Source organism: Streptomyces niveus (genome assembly GCF_001723055.1).
Classification (GTDB): Bacteria; Actinomycetota; Actinomycetes; order Streptomycetales; family Streptomycetaceae; genus Streptomyces; species Streptomyces niveus.
Genome location: NZ_MDCR01000336.1, coordinates 1 through 11828, shown reverse-complemented (window position 1 = coordinate 11828; position 11828 = coordinate 1). Strand labels below are relative to the sequence as shown.

Genomic DNA, 11828 nt, shown 5'->3' with positions numbered 1-11828 from the left:
TCTACCGGGACGCGAAGCCGGTCGGCGGGGGCGTCGACTCCCGCCTCGCGTACGTCGACATGGAGAACGTGACGGTGAACGGGGCGTACACCCCGGACGGAAAGGAACACCGCACCTGTCCCGCCGTCGTCGGCGCGTCCACGCTCGCGGGCAGTGTCGAGGACGGTCCGGCGATCCCCGGCTTCGAGGAGGGCATGCGCACTCCGGTCGCCTCCATCATCGAGGCGCTCCAGATCGACACCCCGGACTGGCTGGCCACCTGCCAGTACCCGAAGGCGAGCCTGGTACCCACGGGTCTGCTGAGCAACGTCCATCCGGTGACCCCGAAGATCCTGCCGCTCCAGATCATGAGGATCGGCGAGCTGTATCTCGTCGCGGGGCCGGGCGAGTTCACCATCACCTCCGGTCTGCGTGTCCGCCGTACGGTGGCGGAGCAGCTCGGTGTCCCGCTCGACCGGGTGCTGCTCCAGGGGTACGCCAACTCCTACAGCCAGTACGTGACGACACCTGAGGAGTACGACACCCAGCAGTACGAGGGCGGCTCCACGCTCTACGGCCGCTACACGCTGCCCGCCTACCAGCAGGAGTACGCGCGGGTCGCGAAGTCCCTGCGCGAGGGCTCCGCGCTCGACCGGGGTACGGCGCCGCCGGACGAGTCGGGCCGGCAGTTCAACTTCCAGACCGGTGTGGTGTACGACAACCCGCCGCCCGGCAGCACGTTCGGCGGCGTACTGACCCCGCCGGACGCCTCGTACGCCCGGGGCCGTACCGCGACGGTCGAGTTCGCCACCGGACACCCCAAGAACAACCTCCGCCGGGGCGGCACCTTCCTGGAGGTGCAGCGGCTGGTCGACGGGGCGTGGACGCGGGTGCTCGACGACGGTGACTGGAGCACGAAGTACCGCTGGACGCGTATCAACGGTCTGACCGGTACGTCGAAGGCCACCGTCACCTGGGACATCGCCGCGGACACCGCTCCCGGCACCTACCGGATCGTGCACCACGGCGACTCGAAGAACCTGCTCGGGAAGATCACACCGTTCACGGGGACGTCCCCCACGTTCACGGTGGGCTGAGGCGCTCTGACGGTCGGCCGGGCCGGTGGCGTACGTACGCCACCGGCCCGGCCGCCGCGTACGGATAACCCGTTCGGCCGCCGCGCGAGCGCACCGGCCGCGATGAGAAGGGCCCCGGCGCCCGGCGCCCGCATGATGGGGCGGTGATCAGTGTCCTGTTCGCCGTGCTGACCGCCATCAGCAACGGCTCCGCCTCCGTGCTCCAGCGACGCGCCGCGGCCACGGCGCCCGACTCCCAGTCACTCAGCCTGGCGCTGATCGGGCATCTGCTCCGGCAGCGCGTCTGGCTCGCCGGTATCGGGCTGGTGATCGTGGCCGCGGTCTGCCAGGCGGTGGCACTGGCGACCGGGCCGATCGCCGTCGTACAGCCGATCTTCGTCATCGAGCTGCCCATGACCCTGCTGATCGCGAGCTACGTCTTCCGGTCCGCGCTGCCGCGCACCGCCTGGTACGGCGTGGCGGCGGTGACCGTCGGTCTGGCGGTGGGCCTCGGTTCGGCGGCGCCCACCGGCGGCAGCGAGACCGTGGCCGGTCTGTCCTGGGTCCCGGCGCTGGTCATCACCGGCATCTTCGAGGCACTGCTGATCGCCGCCGCGCGCCGGACCCGGAAGAACGCGCGCGCCGCGCTGCTCGGACTCGCGGCGGCCTGCGCGTACGCCCTGACAGCCGCGCTCCTCAAGGACGCCGTGGCCAGGCTGGAGGGCGGCGCGGGCCTCGCCGCGTTCTTCGCGTCCTGGCAGCTGTACGCCACCGCCGTCGCCGGGATCGGCGCGCTGTTCCTCCTTCAGAACGCCCTCCAGGCCGGCTCCCTGGTCGCGTCGCAGCCGATGCTGACGCTCGGTGACGCGCTGATCAGCATCACCTACGGCGTCACGCTGTTCGGCGAGAGCGTCCGCACCGGCTGGTGGCTGCTGCCCGAACTCCTCGCGGTCGCCCTGATCACGGCGGGCTGCCTCGAACTGGCCCGCTCCCCGCTGGCGGGCGGCGCCTCTCCGCCCAAGCCGCGGGCCCGCTGACCGTCCGTCGGGACTGCATCGTTCTCCGATTGGGTAGCTCGGTTCGGGTAGCTCGGACAGCACCCGCGCCGACTCCAGGAGGTAGTACGTACCGATGACAGACCCCCTGCGAACGGACGCGGACACGGAACCTGACCCCGGCACCGGCACCGGCACCGGCGACGAAAAGGCGCGGGTGATCGTGGTGGGCGCGGGGCCCGCGGGAGCGAGCGCCGCGCTGTACCTGGCGCGCGCGGGCGTGGACGTCCTGCTGCTGGAGAAGGGCTCCTTCCCCCGGGAGAAGGTCTGCGGCGACGGCCTCACCCCGCGCGGCGTACACCAACTGGTGCGCATGGGCGTCGACATCGACGCCCCGGGCTGGCGACGTACGCGCGGAATGCGCTGGATGTGCGAGGGGCGGCAGGTGCACATCGACTGGCCCCGCCTCGGCGGTCTTCCCGACTTCGGGCTCACGCGCAGCCGGTACGACTTCGACGACATCCTCGTCCGCCACGCCTGCGCCGCCGGAGCGCGGCTGCGCACAGAGGTGAAGGCCACCGGACCGCTGACGGACCGCGCCGGGCGGATCATCGGCGTGACGGCCGTCGCGGGAGCGGACAAGCAGCCGAGGACATACCGCGCCCAGGTGGTCGTCGCCGCCGACGGCGCCTCCGCCAGAACGGCCCTCGCGATGGGCCTGGAACGCGATCCGACCCGTCAGATCGCCACGGCCGCCCGCCGCTACTACCGCAGCGCCTCGCGTACGAACGATCCGTACCTGGAGCTCTGGGCCGATCTGCGCTGCTCACGCACCGGCCGTGACCTGCCCGGATACGGATGGATCTTCCCGCTCGGCGACGGCCGGGTCAACGTGGGCCTGGGCTCCCTGCCGCACCGTCGGCACGGGGCCGTCGATCTGCGGGCCAGCATGGAGCAGTGGCTGGCGCGCCTGCCGGAGGAATGGGGACTGCGCGAGGAGAACGCCGACTCGCCCCTGCGCAGCGCGGCGTTGCCGATGGGCTTCAACCGCCGTCCGCAGTACGCGCGCGGGCTGCTCCTGGTCGGCGACAGCGCGGGCATGATCAGCCCGTGGAGCGGCGAGGGTGTCGCCCAGGCCATGGAGGCCGGCGGGGTCGCCGCCGAGGCGGTGGCCCTGGCCCTGATCCGCCCGGAGGGCCCGGCGCGGGAGGAGGCCCTGCGGCAGTACCCGCGAGAGATCAACCGCCTCTGGGGGCGCTACTACCGGCTGGGCAACCACGCCGCGGACCTCGTCCTGGGCCAGTACGGCTACCGCCCGGTCCTCAACCGCCGCGTCATGGCCTCCCCCGTACTGGTCCGCTCCCTGGCCCGGCTGCTGACGCACGGCGCCGACGAGCCGGGCCACGACACCATCGACGCCGTTCTGCACACGCTGCTGCGACTTGTGCCCACACCGGCCCTGACGCGCAGGCCGCGCAGACGCCGGGCGTCGTCGCCCTCGTGAGCGGCGCGGCCGGCGGGGCGGGCGTTCGTGCGAGCAGACCGGCGGGCTACGGCTGGGCGGCGAGCCAGCTCAACTTGTGTGCGTACGGGACACGTTGGCAGTAGTCCGTGCCCGCCGGATGGAGGGGGTCCGGGTTCGCCGTGCAGTCGGCGGCCACGCCGGGGCGGTGTTCCGAGATGGACCACAGCCGGCCCATGCCACGGTCGAGGTAGAGGTCCTCGGCGCCCCGGGCGGTCTTGATGGCCTGGCCGTTCTGGACCAGCGCGCCGCTGTTCCACCCGTAGCGCCAGAGATTGCCCGGCTCGTCCGTGCCCTTCGACTCGTTCACGAACAGCGTTCCGTTGTACGCCGCCGCGCCCTGGCCGCCGCCGTTGGTCATCGGCAGATAGTTGGCCCAGCCTTCCGCGGGAACGTCGGCGGAGCGTTGCTCAAGGTCCGCGACCGGATACGAGGCGATACGGCCGGTGGAGGGGTGGCCGCCCGCCGGGCGGCAGTACTCGCCCATCAGCAGGCGGTCCGGGACGGTGCTGCGGTCGAGGGAGACGTACGAGGCCTTCGGGGCGCCGGTCGCGACACAGGCGTACGAACCGGAGGGGTTGCTCTGCGTCGACCTGAACTTCCACGCGGCCACCTGCGGCATGACGTAGCGGTAACCGAAGCTGTACCAGACGTTGTTGTGGCGGCCGACCTTCGTCTTGTCCTCGACGTTGGCGGTGGTCTTCACGCCGTCGGTGTCGGACCCCATCGCGTCATGCGTACCGGGATCGCCGTCCGGGTCCAGGTCCATGATGGTGCGCATGTCGAAGACGCGCAGGCCGTTGCGGGTGTCGGCGACGTAGAGGTAGTTGCCGTACCAGACGATCCCGCCGGCGTGGACGCCCTTCTGGATCGGGTACTCGGAGGCGTGCAGCCCGTCGAAGGAGATGTGGTCGGCGCTGTTCTCATACGTCCAGCCCAGCAGGACATGCCGGTACTTGATCTCGGGGACACCCGTGACCGGGTTGACCCGGTTCTGCAGGAAGGTGATCCGCACGCCCTTCTGGTTGCAGGCGTCGTCGGCTTCCAGCTCGGCCGCGGTGCAGTCGCCGGTCGCCGGGTTCGGGTCGTTCTCGCGGCCCGGGTCCCAGCCGTCGTAGGAGGCGTACAGCTGGATGTTCCCGGCGCTGCCCCACAACTCGTCGTCCTGCGCGTCGGACACGCCGGTGAAGCCCTGGGGGACCCATTCCCGCGAGATGGAGTCGTCGTTCTGGAGGCAGTACCTGATGTCGGGGTCCGGGGCGGTGCCGAACGGGTCACGCGCGCACGACGACACGGCGGTGCGGTTCGCGGCGGTCAGCAGGTTCTGCACGCCCGACTTGGGCAGCACCGAGTCCAGGCGCGTGACTCTCGTGGTGGTCTCGGCGTTCATCGCACCGGGCGACAGAGTGAAGTCCCCGGGCGTGGCCGCCCCTCCGGGCGCGGTCCAGGCGCGGGAACCGAGCGGCGAGGGTACGCCCTCGGTCGCACGGGGCTCCTGCTTCCAGGACTCCGGTACGTCCGGCGGAAGGATGTCCGCCGCGGCGGGTGTCGCGAGACCGGCGAACGCGAGCGCGGCCACGGCGATCACCGTGAGCCCCGCGTGGCGTATGCGTCTGATGGGCATGTGTGGGTGTCCTCCGTTACTCGTCCAACAGGTGAGCCAACGCAGGCTTCCAGACCACATGCGGCAGAAGCAAAGGGGATACGTTCGCCAACAGGCCCGTGTCCGAGGGGTGTTGGCGGATCCGCGTGACGGTCCGCGGACCGCTTCTTGTTACGGCTCCCGGTGGACCGGACAGGCGGACGGCGGCGCCGGCGGCGAGGGGGCCGCGGGTGCTTCGGTCGGGTCTTCGATCTGGTGCAGGATTTCGACGGAGAGCAAGTCCTCCTTGCCCTTGAAGGCGTCCGCGACCACCGGATCGGTAGGGAAGACCAGTTCGGCCGAGACCCTGTCCTGAACGATCCGGGCGAGATTGTCCAGGGCGACGAAGACCGGGTCGCGGGGGATTTCGACGGTCGGCAGGTCGATCAGGTGGGTGGCGACCTTCGCCGGATTCATGCAGCGCCTGATGATGATCGAAGCCTGGTTGAGTTCGGACGTCGTCCAGATCGACAGCACGACCGTGTACAGGTCCTTCCACGCCTCCTCACCGATCGTGGCCCGCCACTTCCGCATGAGACCTTCCACTCCGGAGATCTGCGCCGCGGCGGCGTACGTCATGTTCGTACGGATACCGGGGTACGTCCTGGCCGAGAACTCCTCGAACGACGCCATGTCGAATGTTCCGCTTCGCACGGAGTCCCGGACGAACGTGAGTGCTTCGTCGAGGATCTGCGCGCAGGAGATCTCCAGCTCCCGCGGCAGATCGGCCTCCCGGAGCTGCCGGCGCGCGGTGCTGAGCGTGGCGGCGTAATCCTGGAGCGGCCTGATCCAGCCGTCCGCCCGAGGTCCCTCGAACGCGACCATGTCCAGGTCGTGGGGGTCGATGCGGTCCGCGTTGGGGAGGTTGGGCACCTTGTCGCTCAGATACGCGGCGATGGTCGAGAAGATGCCCTGGGGTACGTGACTGATCGACTTCGCCAGCTCGAACAGTTCGGGCACCGGCTGGACGGATTCCTGTGGGCTTCCGTCATGGACGAGAGTGAACTTGCCGCCCGTGGCGTCGTTCTCGACAACGATCACCGGACTCAGCCGGCCGATCAGTTCGGACTTGAGCGCGGCATAGTTGGCACGCATACCGACGTTCGTCGCTCGGATCGCGTCACGGGCCTTCTGCTCGGTGTCCGTGATGGCCGCGCCGGCGCGCGTGGTGGCGGCGGCCGACGGGGTGGCGCCGAGGAGCGTCGCGGCACCGGCCGCCGACACCCCGTCGATGAACCCTCTGCGTGTGACCATTCCCGTCCTTCCGCCAAGACGGCCGTCCGGCGCCGTCGTCCCCCATGTGGACCATCTGGGAACGATGCCGGCCTGCATCGGTCACGACCGGCGCCGGGCGCGCGAGATGCCGGGGACGGCGGTGGGCGCTTAACTGATTTCGCGACGCGGTCAACAACGTTGGCCGGTGGATCCTGGAAGCCGGTGCGCTATGAGGAAAGGTCGACCGGGCAGGCCCGTGGACGCCGCCGGGGCGGCGGTGCGGACCATGGACCGGGTGGAGTGAACCATGGCGTCACCCGAACGACCGAAGGACCCGCCCACCGCCGCCGGCACGGATGAGGGCCCGACGGACGATCCCGCCGACGTCGTCATTCATACGTCCGCGCTGCGGAAGGTCTACGCGAAGACGGATTTCGCGGCGGTCGACGGAATCGACCTGCGCGTACGCAGGGGTGAGATCTTCGGGCTGCTGGGTCCCAACGGCGCCGGGAAGACAACCACCGTCGGCATGCTGACCACCCGCGTGGTGCCCACCTCCGGCTCCGCCAGGATCGGCGAGACGGACGTCGTCACCCAACCCACCCTGGTCAAGCAGGTCATCGCGGTGGTCAGCCAGCAGAACACCCTGGACCGTTCGCTGACGGTCCGGGAGAACCTGTACTTCCACGGTCTGCTGTTCGGCATCTCGCGTGGCCGGTCGCGGGAGCGCGCCGACGAACTGCTGGAGCAGTTCAAGCTGACCCGTTGGCGCGACTCCTCCGTGTACGCGCTGTCCGGAGGCATGGCGCAGCGGCTGCTGGTGGCCCGGGCGATCTTCCACCGGCCGGCGGTGCTCTTCCTGGACGAACCCACCGCGGGGCTGGATCCGCAGAGCCGGATCAATCTGTGGGAGGTGCTGGACGAGCTGATCACCGAGGGCCAGACCATCCTGCTGACCACGCACAACATGGACGAGGCCGACCATCTCTGCGACCGGGTGGCGATCATCGACCACGGCCGGATCCTCGCGCTGGACACGCCGGCCGCGCTCAAGCGCGGCCTGGGCGCCGACGCGGTCGTCACGGTCGCCACCAGTGGCAGTCCCGACGCGCTCGCCGAGCGGCTGCACCACGACATCACGGGTGTCGTCCGTACGCGACTGGTCGAGGGCGGGGTCGAACTCCATGTGAAGGGGGCCGACCGGCTGCTGCCGAAGGTCGTACGGAGCGCCGAGTCCGGCGGCTTCGAACTGGTCGATCTGTCGATCAAGGAGAGCACTTTGGAGACGGTGTTCATCAGTCTCACCGGGAAGGAGCTGAGGGACTGATGACCACACCCGGGGCATCCCCCTCCGACGACCCGACTGGGGCTGGTACGGGCGCGGGCGCCGGCTTGGAGCCGGAAGGGCCTCGGGCCACCACCCGTCCGGGCGGCCTCGTTCCCGCACGGTCGGCCGCCGCCTCCAGCAGATCCGCGCTGGCCGGGCTGATCCGGCGCGACCTGGCCGTTCTGGGCAAGAACTTCGGTGAGTTCGTCGGCCGTACCGTGATGCAGCCGTTCATGCTCGTCTTCGTCTTCCTCTACGTCTTCCCCAGCATCGGACAGGGCATCGGGTCCGGCGGAGGCACCGCGGGTGAGTCGGCGTTCGCCACGGTCCTGGTGCCAGGAGTCGTATCCATCGCGATCATGTTCCAGGGCATCCAGTCGGTCGCCATCCAGATGTCCCAGGAGTTCGGCTTCACGCGGGAGATCGAGGACCGGGTCCAGGCACCCTGCCCGATCTGGCTGGTGGCGGTCGCACGGGTGCTCTCCGGCGCCGCTCAGGGGCTGATCTCGGCGGTCATCGTGTTCCCGATCGCCGCTGTCGTGCACGCGCCGGGCGTCCATCCGCACTTCGACATCAACTGGCTGATCGTGCTCACCCTGATCCCGCTGTCCTGTATCGCCATGACCTCACTCGGGCTCCTGCTGGGAACCACCTTCGAGCCGCGGAACATCGGTGTCATGTTCGGCTTCGTGGTCCTGCCCCTGGTCTTCCTCGGCGGTACCTACTACCAGTGGACCAAGCTGTCCATGGTCGAGGTCGGCGGATTCCACTGGCTCCAGGTGCTGGTGCTCTTCAATCCCCTGATCTACGTCACCGAGGGCATGCGGGCCGGATTCACCAGCGTCTCCCACATGTCGCTGTACGTGGTCTATCCCGTACTCGTCGGGTTCTGCGTGCTGTTCCTGGGGCTGGGCCTGCGTAATTTCCGCCGCCGCGTGCTCTCCTGAAGCCGCACGTGGTGGCCCGAGAATGCCGGGTCGCGGTGCGGGGCCGGTCAGACTTCGGCGAGCTCTCCGTCAGAGGTTGTGTCCTGGGGCTGTGGTTCGGTGTCGGCGCGGTTCGGAAGCAGCAGGCACAGCGGGATCGCCGCGGCGGTGAACGCGGCGGCCCACCAGAAGGCGTCGCCGAAGCCGGATGCCAGAGCGGCGGGGGTGTGGGTGTCGGCGACCGCGCGCTGGAGGATCACGACCAGGACGGCGGTGCCTATGGAGCCGCCGACCTGTTGGGCGACGCGGCTGATGCTGGAGGCGGCCGGGATCTCGTCACGGGTCAGGCCGACGAAGGCGCCGCCCATCAGGGCGATCATGGCCGCGCCCAGGCCGAGGCCGCGGACGAACAGGACTGCCATCAGCGTGAAGTTGCTGGTGGTGGCGGTGACGAAGCCGAACGGCACGGTGGCGACGAAGGTGACCGCGAAGGCGATGACGGCGACCGGGCGGGCGCCGACTCGGTCCATGAGCTTTCCGGCCGGCGAGCGGGACAGCAGGGTGCCCACGCCCTGCGGGATGAGCAACAGGGCGGCTCCCAGGGCCGTTTCGCCGCGGATCTGCTGCCAGTAGAGCGGCATCAGCAGCATGGCGCCGTACAAGACGGCTCCGGCCAGCAGCAGCAGCGCTGTGGAGGAGGCCAGGGAGCGGTGGCGGAGCAGGCGGATGTCGAGCAGGGCGTCGGCTCCGCGGCGCAGCGCCCAGGCGGTGTAGCCGGCCAGCAGCGCGACCCCGGCGATCAGGGGGCGCCCGGCCTTGGCGGAGGTGATTGCGTCGGTTCCGCCGAGTTGGGTCAGGCCGTAGACGACGGCGGCGATACCGGGTGCCAGGAGCAGCATGCCCACGGTGTCCAGGCGGGGGCGGGTTCTGGCGCTGGGCCGGTCTGCGGGCAGGTTGCGCCAGGCCAGCCAGCCGCCGGCGAGGCAGAAGGGGATGTTGAACAGGAAGATCCACCGCCAGTCGCCGAAGTGCAGGACGACGCCTCCGATGACCGGGCCTATGACGGGTCCCAGGGCGGTGGGCACGGTGATCAGTGCCATGACCCTGCCGATGCCGCGGCCGTCGGCGGCCTGCATCACCAGGGTGGTCATCAGGACCATCATGATGCCGCCGCCGATGCCCTGGACGACGCGGAAGGCGATCAGGGCCGGTGCGTTCCAGGCCGCGGCGCACAGCGTCGACCCGGCGAAGAACAGCGCCAGGGCGAGGATCCACAGGCGTTTGCCGCCGAGGGCGGCCTGGGCCCAGCCGACGGCGGGCATGGTGGCGGACAGGGCCAGCAGGTAGGCGGTGGTGACCCACTGGGCGGTGGCCAGTGTGGTGTGGAGCTGTCCGGCGAGGCTGTCGATGGCGACGCTCATGATCGTGGTGTCGAAGATGACGGCGAGCGCACCGACGACGAGGGTGAACACCAGGCGCCGCAGGGCCGGTTCGACCGCGTCCGGCGGGCTGGGTGTGACGGGGTTGCCGCTGGCGGCCATGGGCGCTCCCTTAAGATATATGCATCTATCTTCTGACGCCCAACCTAAGCCGCTATTGTTAGATACGCAAGTCTTTCTAAAGAGAGGGGATGGCGATGCCGGAGCGGCGCCGCGGAGCGGCCTTGGAGCAGGCGCTGCTCGACGCGGCCTGGGACGAACTCATGGCCGCCGGCTACGCCAGGTTCACCATGGACGCCGTCGTCAAACGTGCCGGCACCAGCCCCCCGGTCCTCTACCGCCGCTGGTCGGACCGCGACGACCTCGTCCGGGCCACCCTGGTCCACGTCCTGCGGAAGAACGTTCTCAAGGTCCCGGACACCGGCAGCCTGCGCGAAGACGTCCTGACCCTCATGCGGGAAATCAACGCCACCCGGGCCCAGCTCGTCACCGTGATGAGCGTCTACCTGGCCAGTTACCACCTGGAGACCGGGACCAGCCCCGCCGAACTGCTCGAGCCCGCCGACACCGACCGCAAACAGGCCGTCGACGCGATCTTCGACCGTGCCGTCGCCCGCGGCGAGGCAGACCCCGAGCGCCTCACCGACCGCATCAAGGCCCTGCCCTTCGACCTGCTGCGCCACGAGCTCCTGACGACCTACGCTCCCGCACCCGACCGGGTCCTCGTAGAGATCGTGGACACGATCTTCCTGCCTCTGCTGCCATTCGCCGCTGTCGCAGCCGCGGGTGACGAGGCTTGAGCGGCTCGTCCGGCAATCCCGAACTCCTGGTGTTCGTCGCGGTCGCGGTGTTCCCCCGTCCGGGCGTCCGTAAGTTCGGCAAGGACGCCAGGAGCTTATTGATCATGGTTGTGATTCACCCCACCGCGATGGTTCACCCCGATGCCCGTATCCATCCCGACGCCGTTGTCGGCCCGATGTGCCACATCGGCGCCCACGCGCGGATCGGGCGGGGAACACGGCTGGTCAGCCACGTCTGGGTCGAGGAACGCACCGTCACCGGCGACGACAACATGGTGTACCCGTTCGCGGGTCTGGGGGGAGCCGCCCAGACCCGCGCCCCGGAAGGCGCCGTTCAGGCCCCGCTGGTGATCGGTGACCGCGACCGGATCCGGGAATCGGCGACGATCCACCGGGGAAGCACCGAATCGAGCGGTACCCGGATCGGTGACGACTGCCTGGTCATGACGTGCGCGCACATCGCCCACGACTGCGTCATCGGCAACAGCGTCGTGGTCACCACCGGCACCAGCGTCGCGGGCCACTGCCACGTGGGCGACTTCGCCAACATCAGCGCCCACGTGATCGTCACCCAGCACCGGCACATCGGCGCACACGCCTTCATCGCCGCCGCGGCCAAAGTGGACCGTGACGTCCCCCGTACACGATCGCGCAGGGAAACGACACGCTGCGCATCCGCGGAATCAACCTCATGGGCCTGCGGCGCCGAGGATTTCCCCCGAACACCGTGCACCACCTCACCGCCGCCGTCCGGACATGGACCACCCGCACCGACCTCTCGCGGCAACAACGCCTGGAACAGATGACCCACGACCACGGGCACATCCCCGAGGCGGAAACCCTCATCACCTTCCTGGCCGCCCGCAGCACCCCCGCACCCCGCAGCCACAAGCCCCCGCAGGACACC

At 69.8% G+C, this 11828-nt stretch carries 11 protein-coding genes; 7 read left to right on the top strand and 4 right to left on the bottom strand.

Going from position 1 to position 11828, the window contains the following annotated elements; translation table 11 throughout:
* The 3 genes from BHU15_RS31265 to BHU15_RS31255 form a co-directional block, all read left to right on the top strand.
* Window positions 1-1076, top strand: a 1076-nt coding sequence (locus BHU15_RS31265) for a neutral/alkaline non-lysosomal ceramidase N-terminal domain-containing protein (protein WP_171908479.1), incomplete at its 5' end; no start/stop codon positions are given.
* 143 nt (window positions 1077-1219) lie between these two features.
* Window positions 1220-2092, top strand: a complete 873-nt coding sequence (locus BHU15_RS31260; protein WP_023537197.1) for a DMT family transporter — start codon at window positions 1220-1222, stop codon at window positions 2090-2092.
* 94 nt (window positions 2093-2186) lie between these two features.
* Window positions 2187-3554: a geranylgeranyl reductase family protein gene (locus tag BHU15_RS31255; protein ID WP_069630206.1), complete on the top strand. Its 1368-nt coding sequence runs from the start codon at window positions 2187-2189 to the stop codon at window positions 3552-3554.
* Between the two features lie 46 nt (window positions 3555-3600).
* Here the strand turns inward: BHU15_RS31255 and BHU15_RS31250 are convergent, their stop codons facing one another.
* Window positions 3601-5196 carry a hypothetical protein gene (locus BHU15_RS31250; protein ID WP_069630205.1) on the bottom strand — a complete coding sequence of 532 codons (1596 nt, stop codon included), beginning with the start codon at window positions 5194-5196 and terminating at the stop codon, window positions 3601-3603.
* A 150-nt stretch (window positions 5197-5346) separates the two neighbouring features.
* Complete coding sequence (locus BHU15_RS31245) at window positions 5347-6468, bottom strand: hypothetical protein (protein WP_079128492.1); 1122 nt, start codon at window positions 6466-6468, stop codon at window positions 5347-5349.
* Window positions 6469-6736: 268 nt separating this feature from the next.
* Between BHU15_RS31245 and BHU15_RS31240 the strand changes: the two genes are divergently transcribed.
* Complete coding sequence (locus BHU15_RS31240; protein WP_079128491.1) at window positions 6737-7756, top strand: ATP-binding cassette domain-containing protein; 1020 nt, start codon at window positions 6737-6739, stop codon at window positions 7754-7756.
* Window positions 7756-8703: an ABC transporter permease gene (locus tag BHU15_RS31235; RefSeq protein WP_079128490.1), complete on the top strand. Its 948-nt coding sequence runs from the start codon at window positions 7756-7758 to the stop codon at window positions 8701-8703. Before BHU15_RS31240 ends, BHU15_RS31235 begins: the two co-directional genes overlap by 1 nt.
* A gap of 47 nt (window positions 8704-8750) precedes the next feature.
* On the opposite strand, the gene BHU15_RS31230 is transcribed toward BHU15_RS31235, so the two are convergent.
* Complete coding sequence (locus BHU15_RS31230) at window positions 8751-10223, bottom strand: MDR family MFS transporter (RefSeq protein ID WP_069630204.1); 1473 nt, start codon at window positions 10221-10223, stop codon at window positions 8751-8753.
* A gap of 95 nt (window positions 10224-10318) precedes the next feature.
* Here BHU15_RS31230 and BHU15_RS31225 point away from each other — a divergent pair, with 95 nt between their 5' ends.
* The gene (locus BHU15_RS31225; protein ID WP_069630207.1) at window positions 10319-10921 is read left to right on the top strand and encodes a TetR/AcrR family transcriptional regulator; all 603 of its coding nucleotides are present in this window, start codon (window positions 10319-10321) and stop codon (window positions 10919-10921) included.
* 95 nt (window positions 10922-11016) lie between these two features.
* Here the strand turns inward: BHU15_RS31225 and BHU15_RS42215 are convergent, their stop codons facing one another.
* On the bottom strand, window positions 11017-11517 hold the full coding sequence (locus BHU15_RS42215; protein WP_368483228.1) for a hypothetical protein: 501 nt from the start codon (window positions 11515-11517) through the stop codon (window positions 11017-11019).
* Between the two features lie 95 nt (window positions 11518-11612).
* On the opposite strand from BHU15_RS42215, the gene BHU15_RS42210 reads away from it, so the two are divergent.
* Window positions 11613-11828, top strand: a 216-nt coding sequence (locus BHU15_RS42210; RefSeq protein ID WP_368483227.1) for a hypothetical protein, incomplete at its 3' end; no start/stop codon positions are given.

Coding starts and splice junctions, on each gene's coding strand:
- BHU15_RS31255 (WP_069630206.1), top strand. CDS start 2,187: ATGACAGACCCCCTGCGAACGGACGCGGACACGGAACCTGACCCCGGC.
- BHU15_RS31250 (WP_069630205.1), bottom strand. CDS start 5,196: ATGCCCATCAGACGCATACGCCACGCGGGGCTCACGGTGATCGCCGTG.
- BHU15_RS31245 (WP_079128492.1), bottom strand. CDS start 6,468: ATGGTCACACGCAGAGGGTTCATCGACGGGGTGTCGGCGGCCGGTGCC.
- BHU15_RS31240 (WP_079128491.1), top strand. CDS start 6,737: ATGGCGTCACCCGAACGACCGAAGGACCCGCCCACCGCCGCCGGCACG.
- BHU15_RS31235 (WP_079128490.1), top strand. CDS start 7,756: ATGACCACACCCGGGGCATCCCCCTCCGACGACCCGACTGGGGCTGGT.
- BHU15_RS31230 (WP_069630204.1), bottom strand. CDS start 10,223: ATGGCCGCCAGCGGCAACCCCGTCACACCCAGCCCGCCGGACGCGGTC.
- BHU15_RS31225 (WP_069630207.1), top strand. CDS start 10,319: ATGCCGGAGCGGCGCCGCGGAGCGGCCTTGGAGCAGGCGCTGCTCGAC.